The following is a 17,297-nucleotide window of genomic DNA, read 5'->3' as shown; positions in this document are numbered from 1 at the left end:
TCACTTCAACTTATTTTTTAAATAATTCTGTTAGCTTTATAGTTTTATTATCAATTAATGGCTTAGCTGTTATAGCTACATATAAAATATATATTATAGTTAGATATACAAAACACATTCCTATTCTTAAGCCTAAGATATCTGCTATATTACCAACAACTAATGGAACTATAGCACCACCAATTATCCCCGTGCAGAATATTCCGGAGACTGTTCCATGATGTGATTTTAGAGAGTTCATTCCTAATGAGAAAACTCCTCCATACATTATCGATGTCAAAAAACCACAAACAGGGAAAAATATCAAGGCCATAGTATCTGATCCAAACAATGCTAGAGACAATGATATTAGTTGTAAGATTAGAAATACTTTCAAAATATTTTTGACATTATATAGCTTCAATAAAACTATACCTAAAATACCACCAACACATTGCATGATCCAGAATAATGCTACTGTGGTATTACCTACAGTTTCGGTATTAAAGCCATGATAGTCATTTAAGAATTTAGAAATCCAGACACTAATTCCTTGCTCTTGACCAACATAAGCAAAGATCGCTAAGAAATATATTATTACGACTTTATCCTTTAAAAGATGCAACACAGTAGCAAAACCTTCTAATTTTTCATCATCTTTTAGTTCAACCTTTGGAAACTTAATTAAACTGATAAATATCACTAATAAAAACATTACAATGGCATTAAACCAATAGATAGCAACCCAACTAAAGTTTGTTCCTATTAGCTTATTAAAAAATAGTAAAAAATAATTACTATCTCGATAATATGGAAGGTTCATAACTAAATAAGATAGTACAAATGGACTAACAAATGATGCCCCACCAAAAAATACTTGCTGTAATACAGAGAAAAATGAGTAATTCTCCTCCCCACCTGCAACTCTTAATAAAGGCCAAAAAGCTACTTGTAGTATGGCTGCAGCTGTACCAACTGTGAATAAACTTATAATATAAGTAAGATAGCTAACTTTTAGACAGAATAAAATTGAACCAAGAGAGCCTAATAAAAAAGCAAATAATATCATCTTCTTAGATCTATATTTCTCTAACATATATCCTGCAGGAATTGAGATAATATAAGCTATAAAAAATGCAAAAGGTAAAACCCCAGCTTGCGAAAGTGTCAAATGTAGATCGTTAGTTGCATCTGGAATTATAGGTCCTAAAATATTAGTCACAAATGATACAGCAAAAAAGCCAATCATCACCACAGATACTATTAAGTAATTTTTTTTCATAAAATTTGCCTCAAAATTTTCTAAGAGTAGTCTCATAGGTTTATAATTATTACTAGATTATACAAAAGCATATCTTTATCAAATATAATATAGAATCAAATGTTATACTATCGATTGTATTCTCATAGAGTATTTTTTTATTAAAAATTTAAATATATTTTCAATAAAAATACTTTTTTTCTTTTATCTTGATTATTACTATTACTAAAAATATATTAGTGCTTATAATGTTAATTGGAACTATAACAATTCTGGAGAAAAGATGAAAATAGAAGATGTTAAAAAAAATGTTTTTTCGATGCCTCTAGTATCGCCTACAGCAAATAGAATAGCTTATAAATTCACGAATAGAGAATACTTCATAATCGATTACATCGCAGATATCGAAGTCCTAAAAAAATATGTCCCTGAGCCTCTTAAACCAACAGGTATTGTAAAATTTGAATTTATGAAAATGCACGATGCTAATGGTTTTGGTAGTTTTAATGAGGCTGGTCAACTTATCGAAGTTGAATTTGAAGGTAAAAAAGGCTTATATTCTCATATTATGCTTTTAGATAATTTACCATCTATTGCTGCAGGCCGTGAAATATGGGGCTTCCCAAAGAAATATGCTCACCCTACTCTAACTGTAGATTCTGATACATTACTAGGTACAGTAAAATATAACAGTGTAGATGTGGCTTTTGGTACTATGGGTTATAAATATCAAGAGCTTGATAAAGATGCTATCAAAAAAGCTCTAGAAGAAACTCCAAACTTCTTACTTAAAACTATACCGCACGTTAATGGTAAAGATGTTAGTATTTGTGAGCTTGTTAAATATCATGTTAAAGATGTTACTGTAAAAGGCGCATGGACTGGACCTGTAGATTTACAAGTTTTCAATCATGTTCAAGCAGCTCTTCATCATTTACCAGTTTTAGAAATTGTCAAAGGCTCTCACTTTATTGCTGATGTTACATTAAGTTTTGGTGAAGTAGTTTTTGATTACCTTAAATAAAATATTTCAAGGAGATTTTAAATGTCAGTTAAAAATAAAGTGACTTTAATTACCGGAGCCGCATCAGGTCTTGGACTAGGTATGGCGACAGAATTTGCAAAACAAGGTGCAAAAGTTGTAATCGCAGATCTAGATCTAGAAAAATCACAATCAGTAGCAAAAGATTTAGCAGATAAATATACTGTAGAAACTTTAGCTGTACAAATGGACGTTACAAATGAAGACCAAGTAAAATCTGGTGTAGATCAAACTGTCAAAAAATTTGGTCGTATCGATACTGTGATTAATAACGCAGGTATTCAGATAATATCACCTATAGTAGATTTTAGTGTCTCAGCTTGGAAAAAATTATTTGATATCCATATGACGGGTACATTACTTGTAACTCAAGCAGCTATGAGACATATGATTGAACTAAAAACTGGTGGTAGAATAATAGTTGTAGGCTCTGTTCACTCAGTTCTGGCATCAAAAAATAAAGCTGCGTATGTAGCAGCTAAACATGCACAAGTTGGTTTTGTAAGAGCTTTAGCTAAAGAAGGTGCTGAGCATAATATCTCATCTAACCTAATTGGTCCAGGTTTTGTGATGACTCCATTAGTAGAAAAGCAAATTCCAGAACAAGCAAAAGAGCTAAATATTTCTGAAGAAGAAGTTGTCAAAAATATTATGCTTGGCGGCACAGTTGACGGTGAATTTACGACAGTCCAAGATATCGCTGATACAGCTATATTCTTAGCTGGATTCAAGACTAATGCTCTAACAGGTCAGAAAATTTTGGTAAGTCATGGCTGGGGAATGTAAACAAAGCTAATACTTCTGTGATATATTTATTCTCATATTAATTTTATTCTAAACTGTAGATGTCTACAAACTCAAATATAAGACAAAAACTAGGTCAATTAATTATGTTGGATTTTCGCTATTGGGGTGAAGATGCAAATAATCAACGGATACCTTTTACAAAAACTAATGATATCGTCAATAAGATCTTTAAAGATTATAATTTAGGTGGTTTTATCCTTTTTAGAGAAAATATTCAAGATAATGAGCAAGTTATCTCTCTATTAAGAGATCTTCAAGCTAATACAAATACACCAATATTTTTTGCTACAGATCAAGAAGGTGGTAGAGTTAATCGCTTACAACAAGGTACTAGTGGCTGTGGTAATATGGCACTAGGTGCGACAGATAATCCTAGTAATGCTTATACTATGGCTAAAATAATTGGTGATGAATTATATTCTTTAGGTATCAATATTAATTTTGCTCCAGTTGTAGATGTCAACTCTAACAAAAATAATCCTATTATTGGTGTAAGGTCTTACTCGGATAATCCTAATGTAGTTACTGACTACGCCAAAAATGCTATAAATGGTTATCATGATGCTAAAATTATAGATTGTATTAAGCATTTCCCTGGTCATGGTGATACTGCAACAGATAGTCATTTAGGTAATGTAATATTAGAGAAAACTTTGAAAGAATTAGAGACTACAGAACTACTATCTTTTAGAAAGCTTGCTAGCGATTGTAATATGATAATGACAGCACATATTAGTGTTCCAGCCTTAGATGATACTCAGTATATATCAGTTTCAACTAGTGAGAATATTTATGTGCCAACTACTCTTTCTTACAAGATAATAACTAAATTACTAAAACAACAAATGAAATTTGATGGTTTAGTAGTATCTGATGCTATGGACATGCATGCTATTGCTAAACACTTTGGAACTATTGAAGCTTCTAAATTAGCTATCTTAGCTGGTATAGATATTTTATTAATGCCTGTTCGAGTATGGTCAGAAAATGATCTCTATAAGTTAGAAGAGCTTTTTTGTGAACTAGAAAAAGAATATAATCAAAATCCTAATTTTGCTAATGCAGTTGAGAATGCCTACACGAATATTACTGATTTCAAAGCAAAACATAAACTCAATGAAAGTTTAATATTCAAGCTCTCACAAGATGAGCAATTAAAATATGCTAATAGAATTGTCAGCTCTAATAAACATCAACAAATATCTTTAGATATTGCTAAACAAAGTACAACTGTAGTTAAAAATTCAAGAATTATTCCATGCGATCTCAATAAGCTAAAAAATATCTTGATTGTAGATAGTGATAACCAACGTATGGCAGATTTTCATAATGAGTTACAAAAAATAGTATCAAAAAATAACTCTACTACTATCATAAACTCTGAAAATATTAATAATCAAAATATAAAAACTGGTATCGAAAATGCTGATATAATTTTGCTAATATCAGCAAACCTACGTGAATATAATCAAACTTATAGTTATATAACCTCTATAAAGCCGAAGCAAACTATAAATATTGCAGCGCTTACCCCTTATGATATTAACTATATAGATAATATTATTAATTATGTTTGTATTTATGGTGCGACTTCTATGGATCAGACAAACTATACAAAGACTTCTTTGAAGATTAACATTCAAGCAGCATTAGAAAATATTTTTAGCGGTAATATCCCAACAGGAAAATTACCTGTTCAGATTTAATATCTTAAACTGTTTTTGAGCCAAAGAATTCATAGTGAATATTTTTTTCTCTAACACCATTTTTTAATAACTTTTCATGTATAGAAAGCATAAATTCTTTAGGTCCACAAAAGAAGTATTGAGCATCATTTTTACCTTCACTGAGGTGTTGTTGGACAGTATCTATACAGACTAGTCCTTGCTTTGCGTCAGATCCAGAATTATCTTCATAAAAGAAAATAGTTTTAAGTCTTGGGTTCTCACTTGATAGTTTTTCTAACAACTTAGCAAAAGGATGTTCATTTTTATTTTTTTTACCACAAACAAAAAGTATCTGTCTTTGGTTTTGTGTTTTTAGCTCTGATAAAAGCATACTCATTAAAGGTGTAATACCTATTCCTGCTGAAATTAAAACTATCGGCTTATCAAGATTTTTATTTACCTCCAAGAAAAATTCACCACAAGGAGGTGCTATTTCTATTTTATCACCCGCTTTTATCTCTTGCGATAGGTATTGAGATACATAACCTTGCCCCTCTCTTTTAACCGTTATTCTTATATAATCTTCACCCGTAGCTGCAGAAATACTATAATTTCTCATAGTAGTAGTTCCATTATATGGAATTCTAACTGTAATATATTGCCCTGGTTTAAAATCATATCTTTTAAAAAGATTATTTTTTAAATAAAAAGAATATGTATTTATACTCTCATTTTCTTTTTTGATTACCTCAAACTCTTTAAAATTATCCCAACCATAATGCTCTAAATTCTCTTTGTATATACTCTTTTCACGATTAATCAAAATTTCAGCTAATAAATTATAGGCTTCTGTCCAAGCTATAACTATGTCATCATTATCATTTAAGTCTAGGACTTCTTTGATTGATTCGATTAAGTTAGACCCTACTATTGGATAATGCTCCGCTTTTATTTGTAATGATGCATGTTTTTGAGCTATTAGCTCTACTGCATTACCTAAAACTTCAAGATTCTCAATATTTTTTGCATAAGCCAAAATTGCTGTAGCTAAAGCTTCTGGTTGAGATGAGTTTTTTTGTCTTGAGGTATTAAAAAACTTTTTAACTTCGGGATTGTGTCTAAACATTCTATCATAAAAATGTCTCGTTAAAGCAACTCCATTTTCTTCTAAAACAGGAATTATTGATTTTATTGTATCTATGTTCTTTTGGCTTAACATAAGATAGCTCCATATACTCAAATTATAATATGCATTATATATGCATATTATAATTTATGCAAATTTATCCTATACTTTGAAAACATCTTTACTAAAATATTTTGTATGAATTTAACTTCTTTTACTGATTACTCTCTCAGAATATTAATAATTTTAGGATCAAATCCTAAACAAAAATATAAAACTAAAGATCTTGTAGAGATATTAGATATTAAACTTAATCATGCTACTAAAATTATTAACAAATTATCCAATCTAAACTATATAGAATCATATAAAGGTAGATTTGGTGGTGTGTCAATTTCTCAAGCTACATACAATATTAAATTATCAACTATTGTCAAAGAACTAGAACCAATGAACATTGTAGAATGCTTTGATAAGGATAAAGCAACCTGTCCATTAATACCAAACTGTAAGCTTAAATTTATACTAAATCAAGCAAGCAATGATTTTATAGCACGATTAAGTGACTATAGATTTATTGATATATGCAATATCATGCCTTCAAATCAAACTAACGAATAAATCTTTAGATTATATTTTTATATCTTCACTAGCAACTATCGTCGCATTATCTTGACTAGAGATTGCATAAAACTTACTTGGATTAAGTTGTTTTTTATAATCATCAAAAGTTAGAGGGCTATGCTCTTTAGGTTTATTTTTTACAACAAGAATATTTAACTGATTTGAGTTATTCCAATATTTAACAAATTCATCAAATTTCATTAAATATTTATCTACATTTGATTTTGGAAACTCTCTAACATCATCTAACTCACCTTCATCATTAATAATAATTACATTACGTTTAGTGTAGAAGATAATATCATAAAAGCGATCACTCTCAAAAACTTGAGCATTTGGATATTTCTGATATATTTTAGATATTTCTTGAGCTATTTTGTATTTAGAGCTTGTATCAAAATAATCGCCTAATATGTACCCTAAATTTGCAACAGTCATCATCATAATACAAATATAAGCAACTAATTTATTTACTGAAAAAGTGTTTAATTCTTTGATTAATTTGATCGTGATTACAGTAGCTATTATTGCAATTGCTAATAAGATTAAGAAATATTTATAGCCAAAACTCCAATACTGAGGAAGACATAAAAGAGCTACAGCTACGATAGGTAGCAAAGCAAAAATAAGGATAATAAATTTAAAGCTTATACTATCCCACTTATCAAATTTTTGTATGTCTATACTCTTAAAGTAAATAGCTACAAGTATTGATAATGGTAGTATTAATGGTGCTAAATAGCCAAACAAAAATGATTTAGAAATTCCAAAAAATATAAATATAAATGTCGCCCAAATAAATAAAAACCATTTATCTGCATTTTGCTTACGATTTTTGAAGGCTTTTTTTGAAAAGAAACTCTTAAGTATTTTAGGTAAAAATAAAGTCCAAGGGAAAAAAGCTCCCATAATTGCTAACAAATAAATAATTTTAGAAACTTCTCTATTTTGCTCATCTGTAGAATATCTAAGTATCTGTTGCACTACTATATAATAGTAAGCAAAATTAGGATGATATTGTTCAACTGCGAATATCCATGGCAACGAAATAACTGCTACAATTACTAAACCTAGGTAAAGCCTAATATCAAGTAGCCTTTTATACTGTCCCATGATAACAGAATATAATCCCACTATAGCCACTGGAAAAACTATTCCTATTAGTCCCTTGGTCATAACAGCTAAACCAGCAAATATAAATGCTAAAATAAGCCAACATGTACTTTTCTTGTAGTCATCATCATACTTAAGGCTTACCCAATAACTAAGCATAGTCATATTTAAAAATACCGCTATAGCTAAGTCCATGTTTAGATATCTACCAACAAATAGAAATAAAACTGTACTTAAACTTACTCCCACTGATAATAATGCTGTTTGACGACAATATAAAACTTTGCGTACTACGATATATGTAAAAACTAAACATATGCCTAGTAATACAGGATTCACAAGTCTTGCTCCCCATGTATTCTCGCCAAATATGCTCATAAATATACAACTAATCCAATATACTAGCGGTGGCTTATGAAAAAATATCATTCCGTCAATATATGGAACTATAAAGTTATGATTTGCAAGCATCTCTCTTGCTACTTCAGAATACCTAGTTTCATCAGGAGCATAAAAATTTGGTATACCATACAAGCAAAAAGCAACTACTACAATAACTATAATAAGTAAAATATCTTTAAATTTATTATTCATCGAGATTAATTAACTTTGATTTTCTTGGAAGAACTTTTTAGTGAGACAAATAGTTTTTTCGATATCTTCATCACTATGAGCAATTGATATAAAGCCCGCTTCATAAGCAGATGGAGCGAGATATACTCCATTATCAAGCATATATGCAAAATATTGATTAAACATCTTAAGATTTGTTTTACCTAAATCTGCAAATGTATTTACTGCAATTTTGTCACTACAGAAAAATAAACCAAACATTCCACCTAAACATTTTGCATGAAAATTAAAGTCATAAGCTTTAGCAGCCTCATTTAAACCATCAACTAGCTTTTGAGCTTTAGCTCCAAGTTCGTCAAAAAAACCTGATTGCGAGATTTTTTCTAAAGTTTTTATACCAGCTGTCATCGCAATAGGATTACCTGATAAGGTACCAGCTTGATAAACTGGTCCAGCAGGAGATACTTTTTGCATAATTTCTTTACGACCACCAAAAGCCCCTACTGGCATGCCACCACCAATAACTTTACCCAAAGTTGTCAAGTCTGGTTTAACATTATAGACACTCTGAGCACCACCCAAAGCAACTCTAAAACCTGTCATAACTTCATCAAATATCAGTAAACTATTATTTTCATCACAAATAGTTCTAAGCTTAGCTAAGAAATCATCTTGTGGGAAAATCATATTCATATTTCCAGCAATTGGCTCAACGATGATGCAAGCAATTTCACCTTTATATTTTTCAAAAAGCGCTTGAATAGACTCAATATCATTGAAGCTAGCCACTAAAGTATCTTTGACAACATCTTCAGGTACCCCTGGAGAATTTGGTTGTCCTAAGGATAATGCACCAGATCCAGCAGCCACAAGAAACTCATCAGCATGACCATGATAACAACCTTCAAATTTAATAATTTTATTTCTACCTGTATATGCTCTTGCTAATCTGATGGCACTCATAGTAGCTTCTGTACCAGAGTTTACAAACCTTACTTGCTCAATATTTGGCATTAGCTCAATTATTTTTTTAGCTAAATCAACTTCTTGCTTACAAGGCGCTCCATAGCTTAGTCCATTTTTGACCTGACATTGTATCGCTGCTAAAACATCGTCATCACAATGACCTAAAATCATTGGTCCCCATGAACCAATATAATCTATATATTTGTTCCAATCAACATCATATAGATAAGCACCTTTTGCAAATTTTATAAATCTTGGAAAGTCTTGCCCAACACTCTTAAATGCCCTAACTGGGGAATTTACTCCACCTGGTATATACTGTTGCGCTTCTTCGAATAAACTTTGAGAGTTTGATTTATTCTCCATTTTCGTGTTCCTGTCTCATTTTATTTATTTTTTTCTCAACTGCTTGCATTAGTAAACTAGCAGCATTAATTTTTGTAGCTTTGTATATCTCTTGGATACCCGTTGGACTAGTAATATTAACTTCTGTTAATTTATCACCGATGACGTCAATACCAGCAAACATTACACCTTCTTTTTTGAGCTTTTTTGCAACCTTTTTGGCTATCTTATAATCGCTATCTTGAAGTTCTCTAACTTCTGCTGTAGCTCCAGCTGCAAGGTTACCACGATTATCATTATCACTAGGAACTCTAGCTAAGAGATACTTAATTGGCTCGCCATTAACTATAAGAATCCTCTTATCGCCCTCTTTGATAGCTTTTTGATAGTCTTGCACCATTATATAACGACTTTGATTTTGTGTGAGTGTTTCTAATATTACGTTTTTGTTTTTATCTCCCTCTTTAATTCTAAAGATAGAGCTACCACCCATACCATCTAGAGGTTTGACAATAATATCTTTATGCTTTTCATAAAACTCATTAATCTGTTTATAGCTTCTCGTGATCAAAGTGTGCGGTGCAAATTTAGGATAATTTGAAATAGCTACTTTTTCGTTAAAATCCCTAAGTGCTTGGGGATTATTGACTACCAAAACATCATTTTTTTTCGCCAAATCAAGCATATAAGTTACATAAATATATTCCATATTAAATGGTGGATCTTTACGCATAAAGATACAATCTAAATCTAATAATGAAAAATCATGATGTTGTGATAAAATCTCATACCAAGTTTGTTTTGCCTTATGAATTTTTATCTTAAGTGCATCACCTTTGGGTTTACCATTAATTATTGATAAATCATTAAGGTAAAAGGTATAAATTTCCCAACCTTTATCTTGAGCTGCCTGTAGCATCATATAAGTGCTATCTTTTGAGATATTAAAAGAGTTTAAATTATCTATTATAAATCCAACTTTCATTATTTACCCTAGTTTGTATCCAACATATTCATCTAAATCTTTGCCATTTAGAATATCTATAATATTAAGCATTTTTTTGTTAGGAAACTGTAATTGTTTAAATCTAATAATTTTGTCACTTGTCGCAATATCAAAGCCATCTCTATCAATATCTATAATCGTACCTGCTTGACTATTATCAACATTTTGATCAAGTATCTCAAAATCACCAACTTTTACTGCTTCTCCATCTAATATAAAATATGCTACAGGCCATGGTGTAAATGCTCTAATATGACAACTAATTTGCCATGCTGATTTTGTAAAATCAATTAACCCCTCTTGCTTAGTAATCTTATGTGCATAAGTTGGCTTGCCTCGTTGTGGCTGGGGCTTAATTATTTCGATCTTTTCTAGTGTTTGAAGTAATGGTTTAATTGATAATTTAGCAAATTTATCATGAAGTGTTTGCGAAGTATCAGTATCTTGTATATCAATTTCTAAAGTATTTAAAATATCTCCAGTATCAAGACCGGCATCCATCTGCATTATACAGATCCCCGTTTTTGTATCGCCAGCTTCGATAGCTCTTTGAATAGGCGCAGCTCCTCGCCATTTAGGCAATAGTGATACATGTATATTTAAGCAGCCATATTTTGGTATATCTAAAAATTCTTGTGGAACAATAATTCCATAAGCTATTACAACTATTACGTCTGGTTTTAGTTCTCTAATTTTCTCGATCACTTGAGGATCTTTCTTAAAAGATAATGGTTGAAATACTGGAGTATGATTTGCTAATGCAACTTCTTTAACAGGCGAGAACTGTACTTTTTTACCACGACCTTTTGCTCTATCCGGTTGTGTAAGTACGGCTTGGATATTATGTTGCGATTTATATAAGTCTTTTAGAACTTGAGCTGAAATATCAGGAGTTCCAGCAAAAATTATATTTAGTTTTTTCATTTATTTAATCTCTAAAATCGTATCCACGTAATTGAACACTACTTAACTCATTGATTTGCCCCTCTGGGTAAAGACAAATATATTTGATCTCGTGAGCACCATGCTGTGCTGCTAATTTGATAGCTTCTTTAAGGTTTTTATCACAAAGCTTTTGAAAATCTTTTTCACTACTGACATGAGTTGAAGTTCTGACTTGACCAATATTTCCTTGTGTATCACTTTGATATCGTAAATTATAAACTCTGACTTGAGTTGGATCAGTTGGCGGTAGTTCAGCACTGTATTTAGGTAGATAAACTCCTTTTGTTTCTGCCTCGTTGTTAGAGGTAAAAAAATACACGCAGACTGCAAAAACTATCACTAAGATAATTGCATACATTAGGTTTTGTTGAAATCGTCCCATTTAATTAAATATATTTTTTATTGCTACGCAAATTTTATCACATATAGACTAGCTTAGCTAAAATATTACAGACTTTAAAATACTAGATTTTGAGATAATATTATTTATATTTAATTTCCCAACAATTATGAATGCTTTTATTAGATAAAAAATCACGTGATAAACAGATTTTATCAATATTTTCACAATTAAATTTTTCTAATATCTGTGGTGAGATCTTAAAACGTCTATAGTTGTTTGAGAAATAAAGCACTCCATCTTTCTTAAGCGAATCCATAGCTAAATTTATCAATAATTCATGATCCCTTTGAATGTCTAAAATATCATCCATACGCTTTGAATTTGAGAAAGTTGGTGGATCTAAGAATATCACATCAAATTTATCTTTATTAGTTTTTAACCAACTTATACAATCTGCTTGGATAAAATTATGTTTTTTAGCATCGATATTGTTTAGATTGAAATTATTCTTACCCCAATCAAGATAAGTATTAGACATATCTACACTTGTAGTTTTTGCCCCTTTTAAAGCAGCATGAACACTAGCTGTGCAAGTATAGCTAAATAAATTTAATAATGTTTTATTTTTTGCAGCTTTTGCAACTATTTGTCTAATTTTACGATGATCTAAGAATATACCCGTATCTAAATAATCATCAAAATTGACATAAAACTTAGCATCAAATTCATTTATAATATGGAATTTATTTTTATCATTTTCTTTTTGATACTGCTCTTTACCTTTTTGGCGCTGGCGTACTCGTGTATGGATATTTTCATATTGAATATCTAGAGTTTTATGTATCTGATATATAGCTTGATAGAATCTTTGTTTGGCAATATTTTGATCTATAGTTGCATCGGCACGATATTCTTGTAAAAACACATGCTCGCCATATATATCAACTGCAACCGCAAAAGTTGGAATATCAGCATCATACAAACGATAACATTCTACCCCAGATTGTTTTAGCCATGGCTTTAAGTTTTTAAGATTCTTCTTTAACTTGTTAGAAAAATCTATATGTTCATCTGACTTTTGTGCGCTTGCTTCAGCTATACGAATATTTTTTTCAAGCTGAGTTTCATGTTTAAATTTAGCATGCTCATTTATCTCAAACTGATAAAGGATAGTTTCAATAGCACCATTATAGAATTTATTTTTCTTAGTAGTGCGTAACTGCATTTCTTTAATTGACTCATCGAAACTTGTCAAAATTGCAACTTTCCAACCATAAAAATCTTGAGATAATCTATCACCAAAACCATTAAATATATCTAAAAGTTCATCAAGCTGATCACCATATAAGCGTTCACCATAAGGAGGATTTGTAACTATTAAACCTTCACTTTCAAACTGATTTTCAAGATCACGGATATCTTGTCGTTTAATATTAACAACATCTTCAACACCTGCTTGATAAATATTTCTGTCTGCTTTATCCAAAACATTATTATCAATATCATAGCCTTGAATAATTGCATTTGTTGGCTTTTGAGCTTTTTTTGCGGTTTCTAATAAGTTACTCCATAATTGTTCATCATGAAGCTTTGAATTAAATAGTTTAAATTCTTTATTTAACAAGACAGGAGCTATATTTTTTGCCATAAGAGCAGCTTCAATAAGTATAGTCCCAGAGCCACACATTGGATCAATTAATATGGGTTGATCTTTGTTAAGCTCATCTAACCACCCTGCTTTAATAAGTATCGCAGCAGCTAAAGACTCTTTGAGAGGTGCTTGTCCTTGAAATTGGCGATAACTGCGTTTGTGTAAGCTATCAATATTTAGGCACAAAAATACATTTACAAACTGTTTGTGTAAGTGAAGTTTAATGACATTGTCAGGGTTTTCTGTATCTACATTCGGACGCTGATTTGTAAAATTTCTAAACTGGTCAACGATAGCATCTTTAGTCTTTTGAGAAACAAACATTGTATTATTAAAATCATAATGCTTACCTGAAATTATGATTTTAAAAGCGGTATTAACATCAAAATAATCCATCCAGTTTATAGATGATATAAATTCATATAAATCTTGTTGATTTATGACTTTATCAGTGGCTACTTTTAGCATAACTTGGCTTGCTAGATGAGAGTAAATACAAACTTTGTAGGCATCTTCAAAAGATCCCTCAAACTCAACTCCAGCAAGTTTTTCTTGAGAAGATATAACTAATCTTTCTAGCTCATCTTTGAGTAGTAGCTCGATACCTTTGGCACAGCTAACGAAAAATGTAAATTTTTGCATGAAAAAATATAAATTATAGAATATGTCTTAACATGATATATTAATTCATATAAATAACAATCGTATTAGAAGTTAATCTTTTTGTTTTTCTTTAGTCCGAAAGACTATATCCCAAATTGGGAAAGCTACAGAAAAATTCACATTAGGATTCCTATGATGGGTCGCATGATACCTTTTGTACCAATGTAATATTGATCCTCTCTTAGTCCTAACATGATGCGTAATATGATGAATTATAAAATAAAAAAGTAAATCAAATAAAAATGCACTAAATATAACACAAGCATATGCTAAATTTGATATAAAACACAACGGAATAAAAACACAAATTGTATACACAGGTAAAGATATATAAGTGGGACTTCCTATAAGTTCAATTGGTTTATCATGATGTAGCTGATGTAGCTCTTTAAATACAGGACAATGATGAAAAAGTACTCTATGAATAAAATACTCAAGAAATGATCCAAGAATGATGCCAACTAAAAACGATACAAGTATAATTTTCAGATTGAAATTAAGTAACTTAGAACCGTATATAAAAAAAATTATAGCAGCTAAAGGATAAATATAAAAATCACTCCAATAACCAGTACTAAGGAGTCTCTTAACTTTAGTAACATTCATAGAAATAAAAATATTTGATACTAAGTTAATTATAAATTATTTATCTATATTTATGAAAGAAATTAAGCAAATTATCTAAAAATACTATTGCTTTTCGAACATATGAAATTATAATACTGATTTATATACTCGCATAGCTCAGTTGGTTAGAGTACTACCTTGACATGGTAGGGGTCACTGGTTCGAATCCAGTTGCGAGTACCATATTATTTTTACCTAATACACATAATCGATATCAAATTCGAAAAATCAAAGCCTAACATTTCTTTGACTTCATCACTTTTGAGTAATGCTACCAAGCCTGCTTTAGTATTATCATGCTTGAAAATATTTTCTAAAATAGCATTATTTTCTGCTATTTCAATACGTAAGATACCTTCTTCTAAAGAAACCTTACAACCTTCTCTAAGATTTGGATGATGTGCTAAGCCATACTCATACGCCTTTAGTTGATTTTCATTTAAGATCATAGTATTAATTCTCCTCTACTATCCAGTTTTGCATAGTATTTATAAGTTCCGCAAAGATATCAGCCATCAATAATAAATCAACTTCATGCCCAGAATTATCGTCTTTATTTAGATCTTTAATACCATCCAAAAACTTAATTGCTTTAAACTGTAATTTAGTATTTACAGTCATTGCTAGCTGCTCACGCCAGATTATGGCAATCTCAGTAATATAACCACCACTATCAATAAATGATTTGATATTGTCGTTTAATATTGAGCTACCTTGGCATGATATATTTGCAATACTATCACCAATAGCACTAGTAAGCTTACATTTTTCAGCAATCTCAATATCAACTGGATAAGCGTTATCTACAAGCCACTCCGTTAAAATATCCGTTTCTTCTTTGATAACAGCCTCAAATCTAGCTTCGCATCTATGTAACAAATCCAAAATTTCTGTAATCTGCTTTTCTGAAATAGTATCAATTATAAGGTAGTTATTTGTTAGATCTAGATAACCATAAGTTTTTCTAAACTTACTAAATGCTAGAGGTAAAAGTTTTTGTTGCATATCCTCTTTTATTTGTGTCTTTTCTTTTTTACTTACATATCTAGTTAGCTCAAGCTCTTCTATATATTCTTGTGCTTGTTGATTAATAACTTGAGCAGGCAATATTTTTTCTTCTGTAAGTAAACAAAACGCAGCTAGATGATTAAACTTAAAAAGACAATTTTCATCTTTTATAAATGGATTTATAAAACCTCTAGAAGACTTCTGAGAATTACTACAAGGTATAAATACTAATTTATTCATAGAATCTTCAAATATATCTATATTAATATCTGTGATTTTGAATGCTGTAAGTTTTTTAAAGAACATAACTAATTTCTAAATTTGATAAATTATGCCAAAATGATAAAGCATCTAATCTAAAAGTAGAATACCAAATGCATAAAACTTAAGATTAAATCCAAAGATTATCCCGAGGATTTTGGCAAAAGCATTTCAATATTTGTAGCATAATGTATAATATCATGTCTTTAGTTAATAACTAACTTGTTTGGGAATATATATGTCACAAATAGTTGTCTGCGCAATGTATAAATTTGTTACATTAGAAGATTTTGAAGCCATGCGTCAACCCCTTCTAGATACTATGATAAAAAACAATGTCAAAGGTACACTACTTTTGGCTAATGAAGGAATAAATGGTACTGTTGCAGGAACGCGTGAAAGTATAGATAACCTACTAGCTTATTTAAAATCAGATCCACGTCTAGTAGATATTGATTATAAAGAGTCATATCATCAAGAGATGCCCTTTTACCGTTCAAAAGTAAAGCTTAAAAAAGAGATTGTCACTCTTGGTATTGATGAAATTGACCCTAATAAAATTTGTGGTAAATATGTTGAGCCAAAAGATTGGAATGACTTGATCTCTGATCCTGAGACTGTACTTATTGATACACGTAATGAATATGAAATAGAAATTGGTACTTTTAAAAACGCTATTAACCCGCACACAGAGAATTTCCGCGAATTCCCTAAATATGTCGATGAGAATCTCGATCCTAAAAAACATAAAAAAGTAGCTATGTTTTGTACTGGTGGAATTAGATGTGAAAAATCCACAGCTCTGCTTAAAGCCAAAGGTTTTGATGAAGTTTATCATCTAAAAGGAGGAATTCTTAAGTATTTAGAAGAAGTACCAAAAGAAAAATCCATGTGGCAAGGTGAGTGCTTTGTATTTGATTCAAGGGTTGCTGTAAATCACGATCTTGAAAAAGGTAACTATGATCAGTGTTTTGCTTGTCGCATGCCTATCACCGAAGAGGATAAAAAACTTCCTGAATATGTCAAAGGAATAAGCTGTCATCATTGCTATGATAAAGTTACTGAAAAACAAAAAGCTCGCTTTGCCGAACGTGAAAAACAATCTCAACTAGCTGCTGAAAAAGGTTTCTCTCATGTTGGTGATGAGGCAAAAAGATTAGCTCAACTAAATAAACAAAAAAAACAAAAAGCTAAAGAAGCTGCTCGTAAAAAAGCTCAATAATAGATATAAATCCTCAACCTAAAAATTAACTTTATCTTTGTGCTTGATACAGATATTTTTATACTGAT

At 30.6% G+C, this 17,297-nt stretch carries 16 protein-coding genes and 1 tRNA gene; 6 read left to right on the top strand and 11 right to left on the bottom strand.

Features of this window, described 5'->3' with window-relative positions:
• Positions 1-10: 10 nt before the first annotated feature.
• Positions 11-1,261 (bottom strand): sugar MFS transporter, encoded by a 1,251-nt coding sequence (locus tag FSC454_RS05230; protein ID WP_066047075.1) that lies wholly within the window; start codon positions 1,259-1,261, stop codon positions 11-13.
• A gap of 262 nt (positions 1,262-1,523) precedes the next feature.
• On the opposite strand from FSC454_RS05230, the gene FSC454_RS05225 reads away from it, so the two are divergent.
• Genes FSC454_RS05225 through FSC454_RS05215 form a run of 3 tightly spaced genes read left to right on the top strand, consistent with a single transcriptional unit; the run spans position 1,524 to position 4,795 of the window.
• Positions 1,524-2,264 (top strand): acetoacetate decarboxylase, encoded by a 741-nt coding sequence (locus FSC454_RS05225; protein ID WP_066047064.1) that lies wholly within the window; start codon positions 1,524-1,526, stop codon positions 2,262-2,264.
• Positions 2,265-2,285: 21 nt separating this feature from the next.
• On the top strand, positions 2,286-3,068 hold the full coding sequence (locus tag FSC454_RS05220; protein ID WP_066047061.1) for a 3-hydroxybutyrate dehydrogenase: 783 nt from the start codon (positions 2,286-2,288) through the stop codon (positions 3,066-3,068).
• 59 nt (positions 3,069-3,127) lie between these two features.
• Positions 3,128-4,795, top strand: a complete 1,668-nt coding sequence (locus FSC454_RS05215) for a glycoside hydrolase family 3 protein (RefSeq protein WP_066047058.1) — start codon at positions 3,128-3,130, stop codon at positions 4,793-4,795.
• A gap of 4 nt (positions 4,796-4,799) precedes the next feature.
• On the opposite strand, the gene hmpA is transcribed toward FSC454_RS05215, so the two are convergent.
• Positions 4,800-5,975, bottom strand: a complete 1,176-nt coding sequence (gene hmpA, locus FSC454_RS05210) for an NO-inducible flavohemoprotein (protein WP_066047055.1) — start codon at positions 5,973-5,975, stop codon at positions 4,800-4,802.
• Positions 5,976-6,080: 105 nt separating this feature from the next.
• Between hmpA and FSC454_RS05205 the strand changes: the two genes are divergently transcribed.
• On the top strand, positions 6,081-6,503 hold the full coding sequence (locus FSC454_RS05205; RefSeq protein WP_066047052.1) for an Rrf2 family transcriptional regulator: 423 nt from the start codon (positions 6,081-6,083) through the stop codon (positions 6,501-6,503).
• A gap of 9 nt (positions 6,504-6,512) precedes the next feature.
• On the opposite strand, the gene FSC454_RS05200 is transcribed toward FSC454_RS05205, so the two are convergent.
• The 7 genes from FSC454_RS05200 to FSC454_RS05170 form a co-directional block, all read right to left on the bottom strand.
• A complete protein-coding gene (locus FSC454_RS05200; RefSeq protein ID WP_066047049.1) occupies positions 6,513-8,213 on the bottom strand; it encodes a phospholipid carrier-dependent glycosyltransferase in 1,701 nt (566 codons plus the stop codon).
• A gap of 9 nt (positions 8,214-8,222) precedes the next feature.
• Positions 8,223-9,524: a glutamate-1-semialdehyde 2,1-aminomutase gene (gene hemL / locus FSC454_RS05195; RefSeq protein ID WP_066047045.1), complete on the bottom strand. Its 1,302-nt coding sequence runs from the start codon at positions 9,522-9,524 to the stop codon at positions 8,223-8,225.
• A complete protein-coding gene (gshB, locus tag FSC454_RS05190; RefSeq protein ID WP_066047042.1) occupies positions 9,514-10,488 on the bottom strand; it encodes a glutathione synthase in 975 nt (324 codons plus the stop codon). Before gshB ends, hemL begins: the two co-directional genes overlap by 11 nt.
• Before the next feature lie 3 nt (positions 10,489-10,491).
• Complete coding sequence (gene fmt, locus FSC454_RS05185) at positions 10,492-11,433, bottom strand: methionyl-tRNA formyltransferase (RefSeq protein ID WP_066047039.1); 942 nt, start codon at positions 11,431-11,433, stop codon at positions 10,492-10,494.
• A gap of 4 nt (positions 11,434-11,437) precedes the next feature.
• Positions 11,438-11,836 (bottom strand): Francisella virulence factor A, encoded by a 399-nt coding sequence (fvfA, locus tag FSC454_RS05180; RefSeq protein WP_066047036.1) that lies wholly within the window; start codon positions 11,834-11,836, stop codon positions 11,438-11,440.
• Positions 11,837-11,936: 100 nt separating this feature from the next.
• Positions 11,937-14,090, bottom strand: a complete 2,154-nt coding sequence (gene rlmKL / locus FSC454_RS05175) for a bifunctional 23S rRNA (guanine(2069)-N(7))-methyltransferase RlmK/23S rRNA (guanine(2445)-N(2))-methyltransferase RlmL (RefSeq protein ID WP_066047033.1) — start codon at positions 14,088-14,090, stop codon at positions 11,937-11,939.
• A 72-nt stretch (positions 14,091-14,162) separates the two neighbouring features.
• Positions 14,163-14,717, bottom strand: coding sequence for a sterol desaturase family protein (locus FSC454_RS05170; RefSeq protein ID WP_066047030.1), 555 nt, complete (start codon positions 14,715-14,717; stop codon positions 14,163-14,165).
• 127 nt (positions 14,718-14,844) lie between these two features.
• On the opposite strand from FSC454_RS05170, the gene FSC454_RS05165 reads away from it, so the two are divergent.
• Positions 14,845-14,921: transfer RNA gene (locus FSC454_RS05165), tRNA-Val, on the top strand.
• An 8-nt stretch (positions 14,922-14,929) separates the two neighbouring features.
• Here FSC454_RS05165 and FSC454_RS05160 read toward each other — a convergent pair.
• Both FSC454_RS05160 and FSC454_RS05155 read right to left on the bottom strand, forming a co-directional pair.
• On the bottom strand, positions 14,930-15,187 hold the full coding sequence (locus FSC454_RS05160) for a hypothetical protein (protein WP_014548340.1): 258 nt from the start codon (positions 15,185-15,187) through the stop codon (positions 14,930-14,932).
• Between the two features lie 4 nt (positions 15,188-15,191).
• Complete coding sequence (locus FSC454_RS05155) at positions 15,192-16,052, bottom strand: recombination-associated protein RdgC (RefSeq protein WP_066047028.1); 861 nt, start codon at positions 16,050-16,052, stop codon at positions 15,192-15,194.
• 193 nt (positions 16,053-16,245) lie between these two features.
• On the opposite strand from FSC454_RS05155, the gene trhO reads away from it, so the two are divergent.
• Positions 16,246-17,229 (top strand): oxygen-dependent tRNA uridine(34) hydroxylase TrhO, encoded by a 984-nt coding sequence (trhO, locus tag FSC454_RS05150; protein ID WP_066047025.1) that lies wholly within the window; start codon positions 16,246-16,248, stop codon positions 17,227-17,229.
• Positions 17,230-17,297: the final 68 nt, after the last annotated feature.

The sequence above is a fragment of the Francisella hispaniensis FSC454 genome (assembly GCF_001885235.1).
Taxonomy (GTDB): Bacteria; Pseudomonadota; Gammaproteobacteria; order Francisellales; family Francisellaceae; genus Francisella; species Francisella hispaniensis.
Note: the sequence above shows the minus strand (reverse complement) of the source record. Positions and strands in the feature narration are given on the sequence as shown.